Origin of the sequence: Aphanizomenon sp. CS-733/32 (assembly GCF_028330045.1) — a bacterium.
In the GTDB taxonomy this organism is placed as follows: Bacteria; Cyanobacteriota; Cyanobacteriia; order Cyanobacteriales; family Nostocaceae; genus Dolichospermum; species Dolichospermum gracile.
The window spans coordinates 1-25,286 of record NZ_JAQMSE010000148.1 but is presented as its reverse complement, the minus strand read 5'-3'; the positions used below and the strand labels follow the sequence as shown (position 1 = coordinate 25,286).

23 protein-coding genes and 1 pseudogene are annotated in these 25,286 nt (G+C 36.7%); 9 read left to right on the top strand and 15 right to left on the bottom strand.

What is annotated here, in order from left to right; genetic code table 11:
- From PN471_RS11855 to PN471_RS11845, 3 genes are all read left to right on the top strand, one after another.
- A complete protein-coding gene (locus PN471_RS11855; protein WP_271777017.1) occupies positions 1–2,877 on the top strand; it encodes a hybrid sensor histidine kinase/response regulator in 2,877 nt (958 codons plus the stop codon).
- Positions 2,878–3,049: 172 nt separating this feature from the next.
- Positions 3,050–3,544 (top strand): NUDIX hydrolase, encoded by a 495-nt coding sequence (locus tag PN471_RS11850; RefSeq protein ID WP_271777027.1) that lies wholly within the window; start codon positions 3,050–3,052, stop codon positions 3,542–3,544.
- Positions 3,545–3,612: 68 nt separating this feature from the next.
- Positions 3,613–4,422 carry an alpha/beta fold hydrolase gene (locus PN471_RS11845; protein WP_271777016.1) on the top strand — a complete coding sequence of 270 codons (810 nt, stop codon included), beginning with the start codon at positions 3,613–3,615 and terminating at the stop codon, positions 4,420–4,422.
- Positions 4,423–4,515: 93 nt separating this feature from the next.
- Here PN471_RS11845 and phnE read toward each other — a convergent pair whose 3' ends face one another.
- The 5 genes from phnE to PN471_RS11820 all read right to left on the bottom strand — a co-directional run bounded on the left by phnE (position 4,516) and on the right by PN471_RS11820 (position 8,980).
- The gene (gene phnE / locus PN471_RS11840) at positions 4,516–5,310 is read right to left on the bottom strand and encodes a phosphonate ABC transporter, permease protein PhnE (protein ID WP_271777015.1); all 795 of its coding nucleotides are present in this window, start codon (positions 5,308–5,310) and stop codon (positions 4,516–4,518) included.
- Positions 5,311–5,349: 39 nt separating this feature from the next.
- Positions 5,350–6,123, bottom strand: a complete 774-nt coding sequence (locus PN471_RS11835; protein ID WP_271777014.1) for a phosphonate ABC transporter ATP-binding protein — start codon at positions 6,121–6,123, stop codon at positions 5,350–5,352.
- Positions 6,124–6,222: 99 nt separating this feature from the next.
- Positions 6,223–7,194: a phosphate/phosphite/phosphonate ABC transporter substrate-binding protein gene (locus PN471_RS11830; protein ID WP_271777013.1), complete on the bottom strand. Its 972-nt coding sequence runs from the start codon at positions 7,192–7,194 to the stop codon at positions 6,223–6,225.
- Positions 7,195–7,980: 786 nt separating this feature from the next.
- Positions 7,981–8,346 (bottom strand): hypothetical protein, encoded by a 366-nt coding sequence (locus PN471_RS11825; RefSeq protein ID WP_271777012.1) that lies wholly within the window; start codon positions 8,344–8,346, stop codon positions 7,981–7,983.
- Positions 8,347–8,482: 136 nt separating this feature from the next.
- Positions 8,483–8,980: a pentapeptide repeat-containing protein gene (locus PN471_RS11820; RefSeq protein ID WP_271777011.1), complete on the bottom strand. Its 498-nt coding sequence runs from the start codon at positions 8,978–8,980 to the stop codon at positions 8,483–8,485.
- Between the two features lie 155 nt (positions 8,981–9,135).
- Here PN471_RS11820 and gcvT point away from each other — a divergent pair, with 155 nt between their 5' ends.
- Both gcvT and gcvH read left to right on the top strand, forming a co-directional pair.
- Entirely contained in the window at positions 9,136–10,272 is a 1,137-nt protein-coding gene (gcvT, locus tag PN471_RS11815; RefSeq protein ID WP_271777010.1) for a glycine cleavage system aminomethyltransferase GcvT, read from the top strand.
- A 153-nt stretch (positions 10,273–10,425) separates the two neighbouring features.
- Positions 10,426–10,818 (top strand): glycine cleavage system protein GcvH, encoded by a 393-nt coding sequence (gene gcvH / locus PN471_RS11810; protein ID WP_271777009.1) that lies wholly within the window; start codon positions 10,426–10,428, stop codon positions 10,816–10,818.
- A gap of 183 nt (positions 10,819–11,001) precedes the next feature.
- Here gcvH and PN471_RS11805 read toward each other — a convergent pair whose 3' ends face one another.
- From PN471_RS11805 to PN471_RS11775, 7 genes are all read right to left on the bottom strand, one after another.
- Positions 11,002–11,775 (bottom strand): Zn-binding domain-containing protein, encoded by a 774-nt coding sequence (locus PN471_RS11805; RefSeq protein WP_271777008.1) that lies wholly within the window; start codon positions 11,773–11,775, stop codon positions 11,002–11,004.
- Positions 11,684–12,745, bottom strand: coding sequence for a C-terminal helicase domain-containing protein (locus tag PN471_RS11800; RefSeq protein ID WP_228039256.1), 1,062 nt, complete (start codon positions 12,743–12,745; stop codon positions 11,684–11,686). Before PN471_RS11800 ends, PN471_RS11805 begins: the two co-directional genes overlap by 92 nt.
- A gap of 491 nt (positions 12,746–13,236) precedes the next feature.
- The gene (locus tag PN471_RS11795; RefSeq protein ID WP_168642875.1) at positions 13,237–13,527 is read right to left on the bottom strand and encodes a nucleotidyltransferase family protein; all 291 of its coding nucleotides are present in this window, start codon (positions 13,525–13,527) and stop codon (positions 13,237–13,239) included.
- 61 nt (positions 13,528–13,588) lie between these two features.
- Positions 13,589–13,882 (bottom strand): type II toxin-antitoxin system VapC family toxin, encoded by a 294-nt coding sequence (gene vapC / locus PN471_RS11790; protein ID WP_228039257.1) that lies wholly within the window; start codon positions 13,880–13,882, stop codon positions 13,589–13,591.
- A complete protein-coding gene (locus PN471_RS11785; RefSeq protein WP_228039258.1) occupies positions 13,879–14,169 on the bottom strand; it encodes a hypothetical protein in 291 nt (96 codons plus the stop codon). The genes vapC and PN471_RS11785 overlap by 4 nt, the downstream gene beginning before the upstream one ends.
- Before the next feature lie 654 nt (positions 14,170–14,823).
- On the bottom strand, positions 14,824–15,063 hold the full coding sequence (locus PN471_RS11780; protein ID WP_193893039.1) for a hypothetical protein: 240 nt from the start codon (positions 15,061–15,063) through the stop codon (positions 14,824–14,826).
- A gap of 252 nt (positions 15,064–15,315) precedes the next feature.
- Complete coding sequence (locus PN471_RS11775; RefSeq protein ID WP_193893041.1) at positions 15,316–15,675, bottom strand: hypothetical protein; 360 nt, start codon at positions 15,673–15,675, stop codon at positions 15,316–15,318.
- A gap of 700 nt (positions 15,676–16,375) precedes the next feature.
- Here PN471_RS11775 and PN471_RS11770 point away from each other — a divergent pair.
- The 3 genes from PN471_RS11770 (at position 16,376) to PN471_RS11760 (ending at position 21,868) form a co-directional block, all read left to right on the top strand.
- Positions 16,376–17,785: an NB-ARC domain-containing protein gene (locus PN471_RS11770; protein ID WP_228039259.1), complete on the top strand. Its 1,410-nt coding sequence runs from the start codon at positions 16,376–16,378 to the stop codon at positions 17,783–17,785.
- A gap of 122 nt (positions 17,786–17,907) precedes the next feature.
- A complete protein-coding gene (locus PN471_RS11765; protein ID WP_271777006.1) occupies positions 17,908–20,016 on the top strand; it encodes a hypothetical protein in 2,109 nt (702 codons plus the stop codon).
- 208 nt (positions 20,017–20,224) lie between these two features.
- A complete protein-coding gene (locus PN471_RS11760; RefSeq protein ID WP_271777005.1) occupies positions 20,225–21,868 on the top strand; it encodes a B12-binding domain-containing radical SAM protein in 1,644 nt (547 codons plus the stop codon).
- Positions 21,869–21,873: 5 nt separating this feature from the next.
- On the opposite strand, the gene PN471_RS11755 is transcribed toward PN471_RS11760, so the two are convergent.
- The 3 genes from PN471_RS11755 to PN471_RS11745 form a co-directional block, all read right to left on the bottom strand.
- On the bottom strand, positions 21,874–23,016 hold the full coding sequence (locus tag PN471_RS11755) for a beta-ketoacyl-ACP synthase (RefSeq protein ID WP_271777004.1): 1,143 nt from the start codon (positions 23,014–23,016) through the stop codon (positions 21,874–21,876).
- A gap of 132 nt (positions 23,017–23,148) precedes the next feature.
- Positions 23,149–23,931, bottom strand: coding sequence for a peptidylprolyl isomerase (locus PN471_RS11750; protein ID WP_271777026.1), 783 nt, complete (start codon positions 23,929–23,931; stop codon positions 23,149–23,151).
- A gap of 158 nt (positions 23,932–24,089) precedes the next feature.
- Positions 24,090–24,659: a photosystem I assembly protein Ycf4 gene (locus PN471_RS11745; RefSeq protein ID WP_271777003.1), complete on the bottom strand. Its 570-nt coding sequence runs from the start codon at positions 24,657–24,659 to the stop codon at positions 24,090–24,092.
- A 486-nt stretch (positions 24,660–25,145) separates the two neighbouring features.
- Between PN471_RS11745 and PN471_RS11740 the strand changes: the two are divergent.
- Positions 25,146–25,286: pseudogene (locus PN471_RS11740) on the top strand (photosystem II D2 protein (photosystem q(a) protein)); the annotation flags it as partial.

The window sequence follows — 25,286 nt, the reverse complement described above, 5'->3', positions numbered from 1 at the left end:
ATGACTAAAGATAAAGAATTGGAAATCCAGATGCAATTTCTGGAAGAAGCAACTGATTACCTCAATACTTTAGAAGGGGTATTACTGGAAATTGACATTAGTAAACGTATTGAATTAGAACATATTAACGCTGCAATGCGAGCCGCCCATTCTATTAAAGGTGGAGCAGCAATGATGGGATTTCGCGTATTAAGTAATTTAGCTCATAAATTGGAAGATGCTTTTAAAGTTTTAAAGACTCAAAAAGATTCTTTGGAACTTGATACTCATTTACAAAGTTTATTACTATCTAGTGTTGATTGGCTACGACAGATTGTTGAGTTATTGGCAAAGGGTAATAATCTGGATGATAGTTGGTTAAGAAAATCTTGTTATCCAGTTTTTAACGAACTTTATGAGCGTTTAGGTGAACCGACTCCAGAAAATATTACAACTTTGCTATCATCAGAAAATGATACAGAAATTATCCCTTTATTATTTGAAACTGAAGTTGAAGAGTATTTACAACACCTAGAAGCTAGATTAAAAAATAGCAATAAATCGGGACTAAGAGCAGAGTTGGTAATGATGGCAACTGAGTTGGGTGGGTTAGGAGAAATGCTGCAATTAACAGCTTTTACCCAATTATGTCAATCCGTTAGCCATTATTTAGAAACTCACCCTGATAGTTGTTTAGAAATTGCTAATTTAGCATTAAAAGCATGGCGGCAATCTCAAACTTTAGTATTAAGTAATCAACGAGGTAATTTACCAAATAGAATTAATTTGGGTGAAGTTATTTATGATCTTCCTGCGATTTTATCAAATCAGCAAGTGCATAAATCATTTGTTTCTGATTTTGATTTCTTAGAAAATGTTGAACTATCTCCAGCAAGTGCTGATAGAGGATCAACTTCAGAAAATCTCCCCATAGATTATAAATATACTGAACGTAAAAGTGATATTAATTCACTGCCTAAAGAAAGGGAAAACCAGGAAAATACAGTTAGAGTTCCTAGTAAACATTTAGAAAAAATTAATGATTTATTTGGAGAAGTTATTATTCAACGTAATGGGTTAAATGTGCAAGTGGAAAGATTACGTAAATTGGTGCGTAATCTCAGTCAAAGAGTTCAAATTCTTGATCAAGAAAATCAAGAACTGCGAACAGCATACGCAAAAATAATAACTCATAATCATGGTAATCAAGAAGTAGAAAATAATTTTATAGAACAAGATAGTTATCAAAAATTGAATTTATTATCTCAAAATGTGATGGAAACTATTGTCCAAGTTGCGGAAGTTACCAGTGATATTCAATTAAGTGTGGACGATACAGACCAAATTACACGAAAACTCAATAAAACTTCTAAACAATTACAAAGACAATTAACCCAGGTGAGAATGCGTCCTTTTTCCGATTTAGTAGAACGTTTTCCTAGAGCTATTAGGGATTTAAATGTTGAGTATGGAAAAAATGTACAGTTAAAAATTGAAGGTGGAAATACTTTAATTGAAAGAGGTATTTTGGAAGCTTTAAACGAGCCTTTAATGCACTTGTTACGCAATGCTTTTGATCATGGAATTGAAGATCCTATTACTCGGAAAAATCAAGGCAAACCTGAACAAGGTTTAATTGAAATGAAAGCAGCCTATCATAGTAATCGCACAATTATTACTATTCGTGATGATGGTCAAGGTATTTCTTTAGACAAAATTCGTCACCGGGCTTTAAAAATGGGTTTGGATGATTCCTTATTAGCGATCGCTAGTGATGAAGAACTACTATCATTAATTTTTGAACCAGGATTTAGCACCTCGGAACAAGTAACAGCTTTATCTGGTCGGGGAGTGGGAATGGATGTAGTCCGTAACAACCTGAAATTAGCACGAGGAGATGTGAATGTTGACACCCAAACTGGAGTGGGGACGAAGTTTACCTTATCAGTCCCATTTACCTTGTCGGTCGCACGGGTTTTATTGGTTGAGAGCGATCGCTTGGTGTTAGCATTTTTTACAGACGTAATCGAGGAAATTTTCTTGCTAGAACAGGAACAAATCTTCTCCCAAAACGGGAAAGAATTTATTAACTGGCAAAACCATCAATTACCATTACTGCGTCTCAATAGTTACTTTGAGTTTAATTGCTCCCGCTACAATAACCTAGAAATAGAAACTCTGCCAATCATTAATGCTATAAGTGTATTGATAGTCAAACATGATCATCAACAAGTCGCAGTTCAAGTAGAGCGTTGCTGGGGTGAACAAGAAGTAGCTATTCGTCAAGTAGAAGGTAATATTCCCCTTCCCGGTGGTTTTAATAACTGTACAATTCTGGGTGATGGTCGAGTAGTTCCCCTCATTAACACTAATGATTTAGTATCGTGGATTACGAAAAATGAACGTCCCCACATCAGTAATAAATTACCCACAACAAGACTACAAACTGCATTTCTCAAACCACCAAAAGTAAAGACTGTAAATCAACCTAGTCGCCAAAAAGGCATAATTTTGATCGTTGATGATTCCATTAACGTCCGCCGTTATCTAGCACTAACCCTGGAAAAAGGTGGATATCAAGTAGAACAGGCTAAAGATGGTCAAGAAGCCTTAGAAAAGCTAGAAAGTGGTCTGCAAGTCCAAGCGGTAATTTGTGATATTGAAATGCCTCGTATTGACGGTTATAGCTTTTTAGAGCGAATCAACAATAATACAGAGTTAAGAAATATTCCTGTCGCTATGTTAACATCCCGTAGTAGTAGTAAGCATCGTCAGTTAGCTATGCAATTAGGAGCAAAAGCTTATTTTTCTAAACCGTATAATGAGCAAGAATTATTACGGACATTAGAAGAAATGATTTTCCAGATTGGAGAAACAACATTAATTCGTAATTCGTAATTCGTAATTCGTAAGTAGGTGAACACAATAAAACCAATCTGTGTAAAGAAAAGTAAAATCGCCCAAACCCTCTTCACTACTGCCTCTTGCCTTTTGCCTCTTGCCTCTTGCCCTCCCATAACGACAATTTTCAATGCTAACCTACTTAGAATACAACAAAGTAATTTTCAACTTGAACATTTTTGCTTTTTTTACACCAATGATTCAGTCCACACGAAGTTTATGGCATTTTGGACAAACGGTACTGGGTATTATATTCCGCCACCCCATTACTGGTACAAGTATTATTCCCATTTTACCTGATGGTCAGATTGTCCTCATTAGGAGAAAGGATGATGGTCGTTGGTCATTACCTGGTGGTATGGTGGATTGGGGAGAAGATGTTCCTCATGCAGTCCGTCGGGAATTGATAGAGGAAACAGGGTTAGAAGTAGTTAAAATCCGCCGTTTAGTGGGGGTTTACTCTTCACCAGATCGTGATCCTCGGATTCATTCCATCTGTATTACTGTTGAAGCTGAAGTTCAAGGAGAAATGGTAATCAAAGATACCTTAGAAGTTATGGAAATTCAAGCTTTTCCTCCCAGTTCTTTGCCAAAACCAGATATGTCCCATGATCATTTTCGTCAGTTACAAGACTACTTAAATGGTTTAACAACACTTGCCTAAAAAATGGAAAATTCAAAATTTCGAGTTGGGAAATCGCACAACTTAGACAACTAAATTAGTAAATTAAAATGAATATTTTATTTCGTAACTCCCGAATAAAACTTAGTCAAGGGGTATTGTTTTGGCGTGAAGTTGGTACAGGAATACCCGTAGTTTTTCTACATGGTGCATGGAATGATGGTAGCGAATGGGTATCCACAATGGAATTATTAGCTGAAAAAATCCATTGCTTCTCACTAGATTTGCTAGGTTTTGGTGAATCAGCAAATCCTAAAATTCACCATTCCATAAATTTACAAGTCGAGTGTTTAGCTGATTTTTTAAAAGCTTTAAAATTAGAAAAGGTCTATTTAGCTGGTAATTCTCTAGGCGGTTGGATTGCGGCTAGTTATGCTTTAAAGTATCCAGAGCAAATATCTGGCTTAATATTGTTATCACCAGAGGGTGTTGCAGCGGAAGATAAAAAAGATGAATGGCAAAAAAAACGGCAGTTATTTAATTTTTCACCCTTAATAATTAAATTTTTACGCTTAATTATGCCTTTTATCAAATTGATTGGTTGGGAGGGAAAAATTGCTAGGGATTTAGAATTAAGACAAACATTGTTACAGTCTTCGACAGCTTGTCAATTACTTTTTAATCGTCAGCAACCAGAAATAGCAGCAGAATTATTAGAAAAACGCTTACCGGAAATTAGCGTTCCTTGCTTAATTTTGCAAGGTAGTCAAGATACACAATCTGCTATATCCAAAAGTAATACTTATGCTCGATTAATTCCCGAAGTTCAGTTACATAATATTGCTCATGGAGAAAGTAATTTACCAGAAACTTGTGCTGGTGTTGTCGCGGAAGCTATTTTATATTTTATTAATAAGTAGGTCGGGGCGCGGGCCCCGCGCCCAGTCAGGAGTCAGGAGGAAGAATTGGTAAGATTTTTGGAATAATTAAACGCAGATAAACGCAGATAAATACTAAATTGACTCTAGGTATCGGCGTAATTTACTACTAAACCAATCAATAACTGTGACTACTACTAATAGCACTAACATCATGGTTGTGGCTTTGGTATATTCAAAACCATCTATATAGCTTTTTAATTGAAATCCTATTCCCCCAGCACCAACTACTCCTAAAACCGAAGCAGCACGAATGTTATATTCAAACATCCATAGGGTATAACCTAATCCTAAAGGTAATATTTGCGGCAATATCCCATACTGAGCAATTTGTATTTTTGATGCTCCAATTACCTGTAAAGACTCTAAGGAATGATAATCTACTGATTCTATAGCTTGTTGATAAAATTTAGCAAGATAGCCAATAGTATATATTGATAATGCCAATGTTCCAGCGGGTGCGCCTAAACCTGTAGCAGCTACGAAGATTAAACCTAAGATAATTGAAGGTACGGAACGCACAGCATTTTGCAGTAAGTTTGCTATCCATCTTAACCATAAAGGGGCGATATTATTAGAACTGGCTATGGCAATTGGTAAGGATAAAACTGCACCTATGGATGTTCCCCAGACGGACATCTGTACGGTTTCAATTAATCCTTTAATGGCAATGTCTAAAACTTGTAAGTTAGGAGGAAATAATCGGGAAATAAAGTCCGTGATAAAAGGCCAGCTATCTTTTAATAATTTCAGATCAACTTTTAATCCTTGTAATGCCCAAATATAAATTCCTATCATTAATAGGAATACAAGTGAAGGTATAAACCAAGGATAACGATGAAAAATTTGTGAACTAGAAATTTTTTTCATTGTTTTTTAAATTACTCCAGATAATTTTAATTATTTTATTTAGATAGTTGATAAAAATCGCTGTTGTAAATTTTCACATTTGCCATCATAAACTACTTTTCCGCCATCTAAAATTATCGCTCTTTGAGCGTATTCTGTAGCTAGTGCTAAGTCATGTAAAACGGTGATTATAGTTAATCCTTGTTGATGTAATTCTGATAAAGTTGCCATGACTTGTTGTGAGGCTAACACATCTAAACCTGTGGTGGGTTCATCGGCTAAAAGTATTTGTGGAGATTGCATTAATGCTCTAGCGATCGCTACTTTTTGTTGTTGTCCACCACTTAATTTACTAGTTTTTTGATATGCTTGTTCTTGCAAACCTAGTTGTGTTAATAATTCTAAGGCTAAGGTGCGATCGCGCTGCGGAAATCCGAATAAAGTTTGCCCCGTTTTTCTCACCCCCAACCTACCACATAAAACATTATCAATTGCTGATAATTGGCGAATTAAGCCCCCTCCCTGAAATAGCATTCCCACATCTCGACGGATTTGCGGTAAGTTTTGCTCACTTACAGACACACCATTAATTTTAATCTCCCCCTTAATCAAGGGAACTAAACCCACAAGTGATTTTAATAATGTTGATTTACCTGCCCCATTCAATCCTAGCAAAACTACAAATTCACCTTGATTAATTTGGCAATTAATATTATCTAAAATCGGACGTTCTAAGGAAGCAAGATAATCTGTTTGCAAATGACAACATTGAATAAAATTCACGTTACTTGTAGATAAATGATAATTTGTAATTACTTGAGAGGCAAGAGTCATAGTCGCTTTTGTGAAAATTTCATCAAAAAATCATAATTTTGTCAGAATTAAGAATTTTATTAGCAATATTCCTAATTCTTAATGCTGACCTTTTAAGTATTATTCCATTCCCACATTTTTTAAGGCTTCCTGCACTGGTCGAAGATGACGATTGTGATCAATTCTGACCAATTCTGTGGAATTATATAAACTGCTCAGTAATTGATTATTTTCTGATTTATTTAACTTCAACAAAGCATTAATTAGCTTTTCTCTGATCACAACTGGAACATCATCATCAATCGCAATACCATGAGCCGGAACACCAGAAATTTTATGTAATATCCTAACTTTACCTCTATTCTCAGCCGCCAAATAGGGAGGAAAAAGAGCATATTCTGAGACTACAGCTACATCCGCTTGACCTCTAATTACAGCATCTAAAGCTTTACTATAATTTCCACCATAACTAACTTTACCAAAGAAGTTTTCCAAGCGATCGCGGTTAGGCACGAAACCCTGTTTTACTAACTCACTCACTGGAAAAATAAACCCGGAACCAGATGTAGGAGAAGTAAAAGCAATAGTTTTGCCTCTAAGTTGTTCTAAAGTTGCTTTGGGAGAATTTTTACTTTTTAATTGGCTGTTATTAGGAACAACAAAAATAGAATTATAAGTATATCTACCGGAGTAATTTTTACGAACTTCCGCCAAATATAACCGAGAATTTGCTAATTGTTCAGCCTTTAAAGCCGGACGACTACTTAAAAATGCTACATCAGCCCGATTCGCTCTTAAAGCTTCTACTGCGGCTGTCTCATCACCTACTTGCGCTTTAACGGGTATGCCTAATTCCTTGGATAAAAAGGTAGCTACATTATTAGCTTTATTTTGCAAGTCAGTAGAATCAGAGCGAGTGGGAAAAACTATAGTTAAAGAGTTGATTTTCTGAGCAATTAAGCGTGGTGCTGGTTGATTTTGCAAGGGTTTAGCTATGGCTATTTGCATAGAACCCAAACCGCTCAAAGCCATTCCTGTCAAGGCTAATAATCCGCCACCAACACCCCAAAAGCTTTTTTTACTGACTACCATTTTTTGACTCCAATAAGAATTATTTTCAACACTTTTGCAAATTATTTGCAATTAACTCCGTTAAAAACTATAGACTTTTTAGGAATAGAAGTCAATAAGCAAAGCAAAATTTTTTTACCCTGACTTTCCGTATTTCATTATGTAATATGCGTAAGTTTCCAATATCTCATTAACAATAGTTAAATAAATAACATAAATTACCAGTAAACTTAAGTATTGATATGTAGTATAATGGCTATTAGAGACTTCCAATTAAAAAAATATCCCAAAATTTCTTGTGGTGCGGGACGAAAAGCCCGCTAATAATACAAGGACGGGCAAGATGCCCATCCCACAGGATTGGACAGCACTTCGCTATCGCCCAACTATAATCTAATAATATGCTCTTAGTTTTATCCTAGATGCTACTTATCAGATAGATTATTCATAATAGCTGTATGATAAGCTTGAATTATAGGAAATCAATAATACTTTTGATATTTATAACTTTTAGTGATTTGCCTTTATATTTCCTTAATAATTAATTGATAATCTTTTTTATTTATCAACGAGGTTGCTATACTTTCAGCGATTTGCTATAATTTCAAAGAATTTCATAATTAGGTTACTATTGTCAATTTTGGATCTTTCAGAAGATGTTGGTCTCAAACCCTTTATTGACAGTAGTTTCAAAAACTAATTTCTCAGGCTAATACAAAACTTTACAAAACTAATAGCTATTCCCTTAACAATTTTAGCCATGAATTTGCTCAGAAATGATCTAATTTGAGCGATCGCCAAAATTCCCTATTGACAAATTGACAATAAAATGATAACTAGGGTTTGCTGAATGTGTTCTAGTCCTAGCTCTCGGGCATTGTAATAGACAAAAAGACGACTAAAATCAACTTCTTCTCCTACACGATTCATGATATACTCATAGCCGCCTACAACTGCATTGGCTGTACAACTGTTAGAGCCAGCTTGATTTTCTACGGAAGTCATGAAGGGACGCAGATCAACCTGTGGTGGTAATTCTGCTTCTGTAAATCGCTCACTATTGTAAACTTGAGAACCGGAAATTTCTTGTTGGGAAGCACTGCAACCGCTTAAGGCTTTCCATAGACCTGTATTCCGATCTACGACATAAGATAATACAGCTTTTTTAGACATGGAATTTTATGTGGATTATCCACAGACCAGAAGGTATAAAAATTGTAAAATATCCTTTTAGCATAGATACAAGAATTTAAGAATTACTCAATTATTCTTAACGCCCCTTCTGATTAATGAAGGGGATATGGGGTTTTTACTTACATCCTAAAGATTGACGAGTATCTACACCAGTTTTAGAATTTACACCACTGGCATGAACGCAGAGTTGTTTCACCTGTAGCATATCTAAAATTGCATTGGTAAAATCAGCACCAATGATATCAACATTATCAAAAGTGGAACGCAACATCATTGCATCTGTAAAAACTGCATCACTTAAATCGGCATCTTTGAATTTTGATAGATAAGCAATTCCTTGACTAAAATCCACACCATGAAAATTTACAGTATCCAATAGAACGCCGTTAAATACAGCACCACGTAAATCAGCGGCGCTAAAATTGGTATTTTCTAATTTCACGCTTGTAAACTCAATCCCAATTAAACTTTGTCCAGAAAAGTTCTTCCCCCCGACTCCCTTGTTGGTAAGAGAATTAGTAACACTAGAAGAACTTGCTGCTTGCGCTGATAAGGGAAACACAAACAACACTAGAGCTAAAATCACACTAGCCAAGATTGAGCGATACTTCATAATTTTTGCTTAATAAATCTCAACAATTCCACTATTAATCATTAAACCGCAGGAAGGATGCAGCTTGTAATTTTCTGCTAAATTAACAGCGATCTCGTAGGATAGATAAATGTTGAGATGCGATCGCACGTAAACGTCAATATAAATAACTACCTGTGGCTAATCAAGAAAATATTACCCAATCTCTCACACGAACCCCTTTATATCAAATGGGTGTAGAACTCAAAGCCAGATTTACCAGCTTTGGGGGCTGGGAAATGCCCATACAATATACCAGTATCACCCAAGAACACCATGCCGTCAGAAATACCGCTGGAATGTTCGATATTTCTCACATGGGCAAATTTACCCTCCAAGGTAAAAACCTGATTTCCCAACTGGAGTATTTAGTTCCTTCCGATTTAAGTCGGTTACAACCTGGACAAGCACAATATACCGTATTGCTTAACCCCCAAGGCGGAATCATTGACGACATCATTATTTATTACCAAAATACAGACAGCACTGAGACGCAAAATCTAGTCATCATCGTTAACGCCTCAACTACCGACAAAGACAAAAAATGGTTATTGGCACATCTTGATCTTGATGTAGTTCAATTTCAAGACCTATCACGGGATAAAATCTTAATTGCCGTTCAAGGACCAACCGCTACTCATCATCTACAATCCCTAGTCACAACAGACTTATCACTCATTAAGGCTTTTGGGCATTTAGAAACGACCATTTTTGGCAAACACGCATTCCTCGCCCGCACAGGTTACACTGGCGAAGATGGTTTTGAAGTGATGGTGGATGCCTCCGTTGGGACAGACTTGTGGCAAAGTTTATATAATGCTGGTGTTATTCCCTGTGGACTTGGTTGTAGAGATACCCTTCGCTTAGAAGCTGCAATGGCACTTTATGGGCAAGATATTGACGATACCACCACACCGCTAGAAGCTGGCTTAGGTTGGTTGGTACATTTAGATACCAAAAGTGATTTTATTGGTAGGGAGGTTTTAATTCAGCAGCAAGCCCAAGGAATATCTCGTAAACTGGTCGGTTTGCAAACACAAGGACGCAATATTCCTCGTCATGGCTACCCCGTATTATCATCTAAACAAGTCGTAGGAGAAGTGACAAGTGGTACTCTCTCACTGACACTCGGTTATCCCATAGCCTTAGCTTACGTTCCCACCCCATTAGCCAGGCTTAAGCAGCAGCTAGATGTAGAAATTCGCGGTAAAGCTTACCCTGCGGTGGTTGTGAAACGCCCATTTTATCGCTCAAAGAATCGTGTTACTAACTAGACATCTCCAAAAAAGAATCTGAAACCCTTAACCTGTCTAGGTGAAAACCCAATTTCTGGAGATGTCTACTGATAATCTTTGAGGTTTTTGAGGAATAATGTCTTTTAAGTTACTCTTGCAACACTATTTTTTTAACGTAAAAGAGAAAGTGATATGTCTTTAGAATATCCCCAGGATTTTCGATACTTAGATTCCCATGAATATGTTCGTCTAGATGGAGAAATTGCCACTATTGGTATTACTGCGTTTGCTATAGAACAATTAGGTGATATTGTCTTTTTGGAACTGCCAGATATTGGTGATGTTATTACCAAGGGAGATACATTTGGTTCTATTGAATCCGTGAAAGCTGTTGAAGATTTGAATTCACCTGTTACTGGTACAGTTGTAGAACGCAATGAAGCTTTAATAAATGATCCAGAACAAGTACCTGAAGACCCCTATGGAGAAGGTTGGTTCTTAAAAGTTCGCATCAATGACCCTGATGAAGTGAATGAGGATACATTAACAGCAGATGAATATAGTGATCAGGTAGAGGGTGTGTAAATAAGTTCATTTAGGGACTTACAATTAAAAAAATACCCAAAAATTTCTTGTGGTGCGGGACGAATTGCCCGCTAATCATCAAGGACGGGCAGCAATACTTGTCGGTTAAGGAAATGTAGGTTGGGTTGAGCGATAGTGAAACCCAACATTACCAAGGATTTTGTTGGGTTATGGCTATGGCTCCTACGTCCCCACGCAAGCTATCGCCACACTTCGTGAACGTTCCGATTGCAACGCTAAAACCTTTAATTGCTCCCGCCAATTTTTATCATAGCGCAGGGTTAATATCTGATATCCAGCATTGTATCTCAGATTATCTCTCTCAATTTGGTCTTGCTTTTTCTGTTCAGGACTATCATGAACTGAACCATCGCAGAAAATAGCGATCGCATCTTCCTTATACACAAAATCTGGTTTACAATTGGCTTCGGTAATTAATTCCTGGGCTGTATCAGGTAGTTTATAACCCCGTTGGTAAATCTCTTGTAAAACTTCTCGTTCAAAATCGGAATTTGGGTCTGTTTGTGCGAATAGTTTTTGATATTGTTCATCTCGGAATACACCGGATATCTCTACTGTACTTGCTTGCAGATCATCGAGTAAAGGTTTAATCAAATGACGATTAATTAACGGATGATCAAATTGATTCCTGTAGGAAAGTAAGCATTCATAGCAAGCTTGCACACAACTATCCTTTGGTGTTTGAAAATGACAAATATCTAAAGCAGAATTGGCGATTTTCTGAAAAGCATCTGTTTGTTGGAGTAGCTGAGATAAAACTCCTGCACCACCTTCTGATGCTTCCCAAAATAGCAAATATTTTCCTTCTCCTAATCTTTCTGAATCCAGTTCATCTGGTTCTAACTTATAAACTGCTTGAATTGCTGTTTCTAGGATATATTGGAGAGTGTCGTTGCGCTTCTCGTGCTTGAGCTTCAGCGTTTTTGCGTTCTTCATCTGTGACATAACCAGCAGCAGAACGACTAATTATGATGTTAGCCTGATCTCTTTGTTTAACTGCACTATCATAAAGTTTACGCCAGCGATCGCATTTTCTATTGAATGTATTCAATGTATTCTCTATGGTAAATTGTAGCCAATGTACAGAATACCAAGAGGCTTTTTGTAAATCACTTTGACAGAAGGTATCTGCAAGTATTGACTGAGTAGCTTGCAGACATTCAGCTAATTTCCCAGAACTAAGTATTAATTGTTCACGTACACTATCTTTCAGGGGATAATTAGTAACATCTAAATCCAGAATTTTGTTCATGGAGTCATCTAAATAAACTCCTGTATGTGCTAACCAAATTGAATACACATGAGATTGAACTAAATCTTGGTTTGATAATTCTAACTTAGGCGGAGCAACAGCACCAGCTACCATTTGCTGTTGACGTTGGAAGAAATATTGATCATGACCGCTACCAATAGCTGCATAAGTAATAACTAATGCTTCCTGTCCACTGCGTCCAGCGCGTCCGCTACGTTGGGCATAATTTGCAGGACTGGGGGGAACATTCCGCAAATGAACCACACTCAAATCTGAAATATCTATACCTAATTCCATTGTCGGAGAACAGAATAAACTCGCTAATTCTCCTTTTCTGAATCTTTCTTCCCGTTCTTGACGTGCTTTAGTTTTAACTTGTCCTGTATGTTCTCGCCCTTCCATTGTTTGAATTTTTTGGGCATTACTTTGATAAAATTCTTGAAAGAATTTGTTAACCAGTATTTTGGCATCTTCTTGACCCTGTAAACGCTTAGATGAAAGAGGGTCGGGAGGAATTTCAGTTAATATTGTAAATTTCCATGCTAAGGAACTAATTTGTAGTTGAATACCATTTTTAGTGGTTAAAAAACCAGCATCAGCTAATGCAGCAATGAAGGTATTAATTAAAGTATTGTATTCTGTTTCTGTTAACAATTCACTGTGTAATGACCAAGCTTTAGGAGAACGTAAAAACCGTCCAATTTTACTTTTAATTGTTAATTTACCGGGGCTTTTTGTTGAGATTTTGATGTATAATTACCATCAATAATGGGTGTACGTCGGGTGTAATTCGTAGTTCGTAATATTTCCTGCGGAAACGCTGCGCGAACATAATTCGTAATTCGTAATTCGTAATTGTTATTTCCTGTGGAAATGTTGTGTGGAGGTAATTCGTAATTCGTAATTCGTGATTCGTAATTCGTGATTTGGAATTTGGAATTTGGGATTCGGAATATTTCCTTCGGAAACGCTACGCGAACGGGATTCGTGATTTGGAATTTGGAATTTGGAATTCGTAATTATTTTGTCTGATAGTGAAGCGTGACGCAAGCCATATCAGGATTTACAGGATTTATCCAGCTTGATTAACTGTTGGTTGTGGAAGAGGTTCACCTGTTGTTTGATAAGCACAATAAAGTTTTAAGCTACGCGACATAAATAGCGTCCTTTTCTACAGCATCAATAATTTGAGGTTTCAACATTTTTTTAGTGACTAAATCAACGGATAAAGACAAATTATCTTCTAAGAAGAATTTTAAGTCCATATATTTATCAAAGGTAACTTTCCCTTGAAATTCTACTAATAAGTCAATATCGCTAGTAGTTTTTGCTTCATCTCTTGCATAAGAACCAAATAAAGCCAAGGAAGTTACACCATAACTTTTAATGGTGGTTAAGTTTTTTTTGAGGAAGTTAATTAAATATTCTCTGTTCATAACTTGTAATTATTTTGTCAGAATCAGGATGTCCAAGATTTAAGGATTTACAGGATGTTGTTTATTGTTTTTGTTTTTTGTAATTTGGTATACCTCTTTTCCGAAGAAATCTATATTTATCAACACTTTTGATAGCAATATTTAATCCTAACATCTCAAAAATCTGTAGAGAAGTTAGTAATTCTTTTGCTGTTTGATATCCCTCATCTGAACGAAAACCTTGTAAAACTTCAGTCAAAATTAAATCACCAACAGCAATTTGTTCTACTCCTAACAGTGTATCTAATTTATTCGTTTCTGGTGTTTCTACACCATTAAAATAGTCTATCCATACGCTTGAATCTACAATAATCATCCATTTGTTCTCATTTCTTCTAAATTATCTTCCCATTTCAGTTTTCCTCTATAGGCTTTAATTTTTTCTTGCTGTTTTAGTATCTTTAAATGATGTATTTCTTGTTGAAAACTATTCCAGTAATTAAACTGTTCATTGGGTAGGGGTTGATTATGATATGCAGCTTTTTCACTACAACCTCTTTCAATTAGAGTCAATAAGTTATTGACAACATTGATAAAGTTATCATCATTAGGTAAGTTTTCTATCAATGTGTGATAGATTTTTTGTTCTAATTCGCTATCCATAAGCTACAATATGTACAATTTTTGTCTGAATCAGGATGTCCAGGATTTGAAGATTTACAGGATGTTATTGATAAATTATTGGTAAATATTTAATATTATAAAATACAATTATCCTCATAGTCAACTAATAATAGCAATACCTTAGCCAATTGTCCCAATATAGGTCTGAAACCCAATAAAATCCTTAGGATATCAATAGGGTTTCAGGGTTTTGACCAAGGTATTGAATTACTTATTAGCCATTAAGAATCTCCGTATTTAAAGACGCAGAGAGTATAAAAGTTTACTTTTTTTGGTTATCTTTGGATTTTTGAGGGCTAAAGCTGTAAACCATTACTATTTTCACGATATCAAAATAAGCAAGTTCACTATCTTTATTCACAATTGCTAAGGTTATTAATCCCATAACTAAGATTAGCAAAAGTTGTGATAAGCTGTTACGCAGCTAAATTTGATAACCATAATTTACTTGAACTTTGTAGTGCGGGCATCTTGCCCGCTAGAATTATACAAACTAAATGCACAACAGCTTAATATTTCACCTTTGATGCTATTGCCATTATCTGAGATGATATGACCTCCTGTAATTGAAAACCTTTGGCTAAGTGGAAAGAAACTACGGTTAATATCTCAATCTCAGGCAGATAAGTTGAACTAACTCCAAGACTCCCAAATCATGGTGATTGCTAACAAGCAAAACAGCAGAACACCAAACCGCAGAAAATAGATAAAAACATCAAAAGATAGCAAAACTTTACTGATTGAGGATGCACCGCAAACATAAAACACAACAACAGCGATCGCAAAACCGAATATAGTTAACATCAGATACTTAAATCCCTTTCCAGTCAAAATTAACAGCAGACTTTGGTTATCTTTGTCATTAGTTTTCATAGTTTTCTCCTGTTTTTTAGATAAGAGTTGAACAGAAATCTTGTCATCCTGTCTATTGCTGTTCATAAAATTGTCTACGGGATAGAAAAACCTCAATAAAATCCGGCGTGCAAATATACATCACCAGCTTGTAAACTTCCCATTTATCAAAAGCCAAATGTCCTGAGAAAATTAGATATTTAATTGTGTAAAGAATTTCATTAAGCTATCAGTATTCTTAACCTGTAAATAGCTATACTATAACGTCTGGTATTATTTTTGATTCTGCAAATGCCTACAATCTATCCAGGTATCAATAATGTAATCGTGTAATTGCTGGATTTCTAAAAGCTGTTGTGGACTTAATGTGTAACGGTGGCTAATGTGACCACTTAGTTCTACTATGGCCTCGTATTTCCCCTTTTTACTAGAGATAGTTAATTGTCCGTGTTGAGTTTCTGACAAAGTTTCAATCAGCAGAATAATTAAGTGAGCAAAGACTGATGGTAACTCTACTACATACGCCTGTTTAGATTTGGCTAAAATTTCTGGGGATTGTTCTCCTATCTTCAAAATACCTTTGATAGCGTTAGAACTCCTAATAAAGTCTGCCAGTCTTAAAGAATTCTTCATATTAGTTGCCCCCTAATATTGGCTATTTGACTTAAGACTTATCTGTATACCTCACATAGAGGTATTTATATATAAGATAATCACACATACAGTAAAAAAGCAAGGTATTTATAAAATTTTTCTAGAAAATTCTGACTATGTAAATTTATGTATACTTTTTTGAGACAATTTATCTCACATAAATATAAAGAAGTTATATTAAGGAGTAGTGTTAAAATCTTTAAATAGAATTCCTAAACCTTACAGGAGTCAGTAACCCAGTGATAAGGGTACTGGGCTTGCAATGGTAATCAAGCAAGCCGTATTGACCAGACTACTTCCCTCCCATTCTCCTTCACCCGTCATTTTTGAATTGACAGACCACTAGTACCGCAAGGCGGAAGTCAAAATCAAGACAGCATAGGCTTTTGGAGAATTTAGAATGGTTGGTTTATTTACGCCGTTTTGTACTAGTTCCTGACGGGTGAGCCATCCCTCTCAGGTCTAAAGACACTGTGAGATTCCCAGTTACCGCCATGTCTTATCAATATAGGACTCCTAAATGATTCCTGATAGCTTGCGTAGCGTAGCCATAAAATATCAAGTAGTGTAGGGTGGACAAACTTAAAAACTGTTACATAACAGTCTTTTTAGAGTTAATATTCATGCTATAAAAAAAATCTCACATACTAATAACTAATATATATGGAGCTTAGATAATATGAAGATTGTAGATAATATACCTCAGATTCCTGATGATTTCATTATAAAAGTGGCTAACAAACACAATGTTAGCAAAACCGAGCTAGAGGCATTACTTTTAGCATTAAAAAATTACCCTGGTGCAGAAATTGCCCAGAAACTCAATATTTCTCAACCGGCGGTGAGAAAAAGATTAGGAGAAAGTTATCGTAAATTAGGTATAGAAGGGAGTGGTAATAAAAAAATTTATAACTTGAAACAGAAATTGTTTACTCAGTATCAAAGTACTCAAGAAAATGTCCTTACCTCAACAGAAGATTGGGGTGAAGCCGTTGATGTAGAAGGTTTTCGGGGTCGAAATGAAGAAATTTTAGAGTTAGAAGAATGGATAGTTGGTAATGATACCATGCGGTGTCGTTTAGTGGCAGTGCTAGGAATGGGTGGAATTGGTAAGACTGTGATAGCAGCTAAAGTTGCCAAACAAGTTCAGCCAAATTTTGATTATTTGATTTGGCGATCGCTCCGCAATGCACCATCATTAGAAGAAATCCTAAGTCAACTTTTAGGATTTTTACCCTCTAATCATACTGAAAATTTCTTAGCAATTAGTGAAAACAATAAAATACTTTTACTAATTGATATTTTAAGAAAACATAAATGCCTAATTATTTTAGATAATGTGGAATCGGTGCTACGTAGTAGTGAAGGCAAAACTCAGGGATGGGCTGGTGAATATGAACCAGGGTATGAAAACTATGGCTACTTTTTTAAAAAGATAGCAGAAGCATCACATGATAGTTGTTTATTAATCACTAGTCGTGAAAAGCCAAAAGAAGTAGCTGCACTAGAAGGTAAAAATCTGCCTGTAAAAGTGTTACAGTTAAATAGTCTCAAATTAGCAGAAGCCAGAGAAATTTTGCTAGATAAAGGTTGCACTTGTGATGATGAACAACTACAAGAATTAGTCAACAGATATTCTGGTAATCCTTTAGCTTTAAAAATAGTTGCCACTACAGTTTATGATTTATTCAGCAATAACATTGCGGAATTCCTAAAAGAAATGAAGGAAGCAAGTGCTGCCTATGGAGATATTCGCACGCTTTTAGATACACAGTTTAACCGTCTATCAGAATTAGAACAACACGTAATGTATCGTCTAGCATTACGTCGTGAATATATCTCATTGACAGACATAAAAAGCGATGTAAAAAATAATGTAAAAACACCAGATGCAGAATCTAAAATACTAGAAATTATTGAATCATTGTTACGGCGATCGCTAATTGAAAAAGAAACAAATAGTAGCAGATTTGGGCAGCAGTCTGTGGTGATGGAATATATTAATGACCGCTACATTGAACAGGCAACTTATGACATTTCTGACATTAATGAAAAAAAAAACTGGAGTTTATTAATGCCCACCCCTTAATCCAGGCAAGATCACTTGATTATATCCGGCAAATACAAGAACGACTGATACTAGAACCAGTTAAGCAAAGACTTATTAAAGCTTTTGGTACAGCCACACAACTAGAATCTCATTTACGGCAATTGATCAGGAATTTACAGCGGAAATCACCGCCAACTCAAGGTTATGCAGTTGGCAACTTAATTAATCTACTACGACAACTTCAGATATATAAATCCCAAAGTAATTCCCAAATTGATTTAAGTGGACGCGATTTTTCCGGTTTGACCATCTGGCAAGCTTATCTCAAAGATGTGGACTTAAAAAACACCAGCTTTGCCAATGCTGATTTAACTGGTTCTGTATTCAAGGAAACAATGTCTAGTATTGTTTCTGTGAAATTTAGTCCTGATGGTAAAAAATTTGCTACAGGTTTAATGAGTGGAGAAATCAGATTATGGCGTACTTCTGATACTAAACAACTTCGCATTTATAAAGATCATACTACTTGGGTTTGGACGTTAGCCTTTAGTCCAGATAATAAAACCATCGCTAGTGGTAGTGCGGACCATACCATTAAACTCTGGAATGTAGAAACAGGTAAATGTCTAAATACCCTGAAAGAACATACCAATAAAGTTTATTCAGTAGCATTTAATCCCGATGGTTCTCTTTTAGCTAGTGCTGGTGAAGACAAAACTATTAAACTTTGGAATGTAGAAACAGGAGTTTGTCAGCAAACACTATCTGATCATAATGACTTGGTGTTGTCTGTCACTTTTCAAGCATCTACAACTTGTAACATTACTCCTTTACTGGCCAGTGGCAGTGCTGACAGCACAATTAAGCTGTGGGATATTAATACAGGTAAATGCCTAAAAACGTTAAATGATCATAATAGCGATGTTCACTCTGTAGCTTTTAGTCCTGATGGACAAACATTAGCTAGTGGTAGTGCCGACCAAACCCTGAGACTGTGGGATGTAACCACAGGTCAATGTAGACAAACATTAGAGGGACATAGTAAAAAAGTTTATTCTGTCAGATTCAGTCCTAATGGACAGATCTTAGCTAGTTCCGGTGAAGACAGAACCATTAAACTCTGGGATATGCCACAGGGGGAATGCCTCAAAACCTTACAAGGTCATTCTAGCCAAGTGTGGGCGATCGCCTTTAGTCCTGATGGTGACACTTTAATCAGTTGTAGTGATGACCAAACAGCTAGGTTATGGAACGTAAAAACAGGTGGTTGTTTGAATACCTTACAAGGGTATACCCGTGATGTATATTCAGTAGTATTTAGTCCCAATAGTCAGATTTTGGCTAGTGGACGGGATGACTCTAACATTGGCTTATGGAATTTACAAACCCAAAAATGCCACATTTTGAGGGAACATCAAGGACGAATTCGCTCAGTCGCTTTTCATCCCCAAGGACAAATACTGGCAAGTGGTAGTGCTGACAATACCATCAAACTTTGGGATATCGCAAATATTGATCAAAGCCAATGTATTCAAACTCTCAGAGGACACGATAACTGGGTGTGGACAGTTGCATTTAGTCCCGATGGAAAAACTCTAGTCAGTAGTAGCGAAGACCACAGTATTCGCATCTGGGACACATTTAGCGGTGAATGTCTCAAAAAAATTGATGCCCATAGTAATTGGGTGTGGACAGTAGCATTTCATCCCCAAGGACAAATACTGGCAAGTGGTAGTGCTGACAATACCATCAAACTTTGGGATGTCACAACTGGAGAATGTTTGCAAACTTTTACAGACCATCAAGACATGATTTGGTCACTAGCATTTAGTCCCAATGGGGAGTTTTTAGCCAGTGGTAGCGAAGACCAAACCGTGAAATTGTGGGATCTTCATACAAATAAATGTACTCAAACATTAGAGCATGATAAACAAGTCTACTCAGTGGCATTTAGTCCCAATGGGCAGACTCTAGCCAGTGCTGGCGCTAATACTACAGTGATACTATGGCAAGTTAGTACAGGTAATTGTGTAGAAGTTCTCACACTAGGACATACAGAAGCGATTCGTTCTCTAGCTTTTAGTGCTGATGGTAATTTATTAGCTAGTGGTAGCGAAGATGAGAATATTCAGTTGTGGGATATGCAAACTTGTAGTAGATTGCAATCTCTTAAATCTGAACGTTTGTATGCAGGTATGAATATTAACCATACTACAGGCTTGACCGATGCAGAAAAAGCTTCTTTAAAAATGTTGGGTGCTATTGATTAAAGTCTGAGTTTTCAGACAGTCGGTTTTTCAAGAATTGATACATTCATAATCAAATTTGGTTTCTGAAATCATTCTGAGGATATAGGACTAAATCTCCACTAATTCATTCTGACTCCTGGCTACTCTTTCTTCAAAAATAGGCATTTTGGCATCAAATATATCAATGAATATGCTAGGTTTTAAAATGAGTTATGATCAATAAACGAAAGTGAAAATTGTACTGATTGGCGAATTTATTAAACACAGAAGTTTCAACGGAGCTAATAAAGCCTTACCTGTTTTAGCTTCCAGTTTATTTAATGCTGGATTTAGTCAAGTTTTACAACTAGATTTAGAACGTCCTGATTTGACTATTGATGATGTTTTAAATGAAGTTAAAAATGCTGATTTAATTATCTTTGCTGGTTGTCTAACAACCCAATGGGCAGAAATTGATGATCATAGTAGAAAAATTTTTAGAGAGCTTCAGAAATATCAACGGGAAACAGTACCAATTTTAGTTGGTGGTTATGCAACTAAAAGTGTTGAAGATATTGCCCGTATTACACCTTGGATTACAGCCTTTTGTGATGGTGAGGGAGAAGAATCAATTATAGAAATTGCTCATGCAGTAGCCAGAGGTACTTTCTATGAAGATATGAAAAATCTACCAGGATTATGTTTTATGAATCAAGATGGTAAATTTTACCGCGTTACACCTAATTCTTTTTATGATACAAGTATTGTTTTTCATCGTGCTATTACAACAAGAGTTAATAAGTTTGATGATATTGACCAAAATTTTGGTTTAATTCACATACCACAAGTCCATGATATGGATATTTTTAAATCTCTAGCTGGAAGACAATTAAAAACAGCCCAAATCTTTACTCAGCGAGGATGCCCTTGGGGATGTCATTTCTGCAATAAAAGTAATGAAAGTAATCATGTTGTGAGATTAAGTGCGGAATCTTTGCGTAGACAATTACGGCAATTAAAACAACATGGTTATGAAGCAGTTTATCTCGATGTTGATACTTTTACAGTTCATGACCAGGATGCCAAAAGAGAAGCAGAGATTCTTAAAGAAGAGGGATTTACTTGGGGTTCAAATACTAGAATTGATAAAATTAACTATGATCAAATGCGTTATTTAGTAGAAAAAAACTGTGTATATATGTTTTTCGGAGTTGAACATACATTACCAGAAGTATCATTAGCTAGTCACAAGTTTAATGGGTCTATTGCTAGTCAAATTAAGCAAGCTTTTGATTATCAAACTAAGGTTATCAGAGTTTTTGAAGATACGAATAAAGCTGGATTACCCAGTAGTTATTTTTTGATTTTAGGATTACCAAAAGCTAAATTAAACGCTAGTAAAACTGATATTATTGATTATGAGCCAACAACTTTGGCTGATGATATGGAAGCAATTCGTTTTGGTATTGAAAATTGTCATCCAGATTTTTTAAATTTCAATGTGCTGCGATTTATGCCTGGGAGTGTAGCTGCTGATACGATTGGCAATTGCAACTATTCCTGTGTACGCCCGTCAAAAAAACAGCCAATTACTGCCGGGTATTTTCTACCACGAACCGTCCAGCATTATGGCTATCCCCTATCCCAAGAACATGGTGTTTACCGATTGTGTGAATCAGTTAGTAGATATCAACCTATTTCAACTGCCCTGAATCCTCAACGGGTTTATGATACTATCTACTATGCTATGCAGTTGATTAATAATAAGATTGATGCAGGTGGTAAAGCTACAAAGTTGTTTATTGATAGAGACTTACTAGCTTTAGGTTTAGTCAGTCAGGATGAACAGGGAAAATATGCGATCGCTCCTTTAGAATATTTTGCTAACATATGATTTTTTTAATTGGCAGTCCCTAAAGCTATCACAGCATTTTGTCCACCGAAACCAAAGCTAAAACATAGGACTTGCTGAATTTTACTTTCCTGTGCTGAGGTGATGAAGTTTAAATTAAATTCTGGTTGCCGAAGTCCTGCAGAGGGGGGTAAAATTTGCTGTTGCAATGCCATGAGTGAAAAGGCTACACCTAAAGCTCCTGATGCTCCTAATGTATGCCCTGTGCTACCCTTGGTGGAACTAATCGCTAATTTTGGTGAAAATAAGTGTTGAATAATTTTACTTTCTATCCGGTCATTTAACTGGGTGGCTGTACCATGAGTGTGAATATAGTCTATGTCTGTGGGTGAAATATGACTACGTTCTAAACATTGCTTAATGGCTATGATGGCACTTTTACCTAATGGTTCTGGTGAGTTTCCATGATATGCGTCTGCTGTCAAGCCAAAACCTAATATTTCTCCATAAATTTTAGCTTGTCGTTGAGCTGCTAACTCCGCAGATTCAAGAATCAAAATAGCACCACCTTCACCTAGTACCAAGCCTTCTCGCTGTAAGTCAAAGGGATAAGCACCTGTTTTGGCTAAAGCCCCCATTTGCCTAAATCCGGCAATTGTTAGGGGGGTTATGGGTGCTTCTATTGCCCCTGTAATTACTCGTTGGTATTGCCCGGTTTTAATTAACATTGTAGCCTGAGCGATCGCCCAAATTCCCGTTGCACAAGCAGCCATTGGCGCTAAAACTGCTGCTGTTGAGCCTATTTTTCGGGCTATAGCGATCGCATTCATTTGTGGTAGAGTATTTAACCAATTGTCTAAGTTTGATTCTGCCTCTTCCTGGTACATCTGTCGTGCCATTATCTCCCAAGATGCTTGATAACTCCGACTAGAACCGATGACTACAGCACAATCAAACAAAGGTGCTACCAATTCGGCATCTTGTAGGGCTGAATTAACAACTATTTCCGCAAGTGTATTTAATAAAGAGGGTTTTTCAGCAATTAATCCCAGGGGAATGATTCCCAATTCTGGAAATATTTGATGTAATTTAATTCCCGTTTTTCCTAATAATAGATTTTGCCAACTATCTTCTAAGCTTTCACCTAAAGCAGAAACTAGACCAATCCCAGTCACAACAACTTTAACCAATTTTAGATTTTATATAATAACTGAGGAGTCAGGAGGTAGGGGCGCAGGGCCTGCGCCCTTTCTCAGGAGTCAGAAGTCAGAAGTGAGAATATTTATAAAATCACAAATCAACAACTGACTACTGACAACTGACTACTGAGCAGGTTTCAAATTTTCCGCACCTTTCGTGACTTTAGCAGACTCAATGCGATCGCCTTGCTGGATTTTGTTAACTACCTCAAAACCTTTGGTAACATTACCAAACACGGCATAGTTACCATCCAAGAACGATAAATCTGCTAAAGCAAAGTAAAATTGAGAAGAAGCAGAATCCGGGGATTGTGATCTAGCCATAGCGATCGCTCCTTGCTTGTGCTGTAACACAGGCTTCTCAGTAATAGTCTGACTGTAAATAGGATCTTTCGCGCCTTTTGGTTTAATTTCTAAGGGTATCCGTCGCTCACTTCCAGTTTGAGGATCAATATAGCCACCGGTTCCCAATCTACTTTCGGGAAATTTCGGGTCTTTACCTTGTGGATCTCCACCTTGAACTACAAAAGGCTGAGGTTCGCGCACAACACGATGGAATACTAAACCGTCATAAACACCTTTTTGGACCAAATCCACAAAATTACCGCCAGTAATTGGTGCATTTGTCCCATCTATTTCCATCTCAATTCCTGTGGGATTAACTACTTCTCCACGCTTCACCGTCATCACCACCGTAGCCTTACCTTCAAGACGTGGCAACCCTTTGATTCCAGGAACACTCTCACTAATAGTTTCTGATACTGTTTTTGCACTAGTAGTCGTGTCTAAGGTAGCTGTTGCAGTTGGGGATGCACTAGACGATGTTGTATTACCCGCACATCCTCCCAAAGTTAAAGCGCCAATCATCAATAGAACTACAAAAAATTGTGGAAATTTAAACCGCATTGTTAGTAACTGCATTAATCAAAATATCTTAATTTGTTCTTGCCCATTCCTGAAGTTTGGATTTTAAATTGTGAAAATAACTTGACCTCAGATCCCCGAATTCTCTAAGAATCCGGGGATCTGATTCTTATTGTTCACCAATCCAAAATCCAAAACTCCTAGAGTCCTTCTAAAGATACTCCTAAAAAACGAGCTAATTCCGCACCTTGGGTTTCTAAATCTGCCAAAGATAAGGGTTGACCTACTCGTGTCAGGGGAATATCCCGTCTACCCTTAACCCGAAGATATAAAGCGCGTTGAGGATTCAGACCTTCCTTAATCACAATCTTGACAGATTGTACATCTGAAATCCTGCCGTCAATTTGGATTTGACGATTTTTCCCTGGAAACCCCCAGCGAAAGATTTTTAATGTCCCAGTTTCCCGATTGAACTCATTATAACCACCACCTAAATCCCATAAAACTACAAGCCACAGATATGCAGCTAATAGCAAGCCAGCAGCACCATAGAGTCCCATCACTAATCCTTGAGGGACAAATATGAGTTGTGTTGCATCAGTAACTATGAGTAAATTAACTTTGAGATAACTAGAAACACTAGCTAAGAAAAAACCACTGGCTCCCATAGTCACAATACTTGCCCACCAGTAGTTACTAAACCGACGTGAACCAAGAACCTTTTGAGAGAGGAGGTTCTCGCTTTTATTAATTGTTGTTGATACGGTCATTAAACTACCTTGGACTATCTTTCTCAAGTCTGCCACTGAAGCAGTCTGGATTGCAAGTTATCGAAGAGATGACGATGAATTGCAGGATTTCAGGGCGCAGTCCATGGAGAGAATTTAGGGCGCAGGCCCTGCGCCCCTACGAAGATTTATGAGAAAATCTGTGTCAAATTGTTAAAATTCTGATATTGATAGAAAATATTTAACTTCCTGTTCTGTATCCAGCCCAAATTCTGACTAATGTGATAAGTTAAGAATCATTACGTTACCAAAACCTAGATTGCTGGTTAACGGTAGCCGATCATGTCATAATTTATGAGAAATGATCACTTTGTCAAGCAATCAGTTCTCACAATCCTAGCGTCTGTAAAGCTGCTAGGATTGAAGAAAAACGTTGAATTCCTCACGGCAGATGATATAAATCAGTAAATTCGCTGAAACACTGCTGAAAAAACGTGGCAATTTTAGTAAAAACGAGGATTTTAGTAAATGACCATCGCAGTTGGACGCGCCCCCAGTAGAGGGTGGTTTGACGTATTAGACGACTGGCTAAAGCGCGATCGCTTCGTATTCGTAGGTTGGTCAGGAATATTATTATTCCCCTGTGCCTTCCTCGCATTAGGCGGTTGG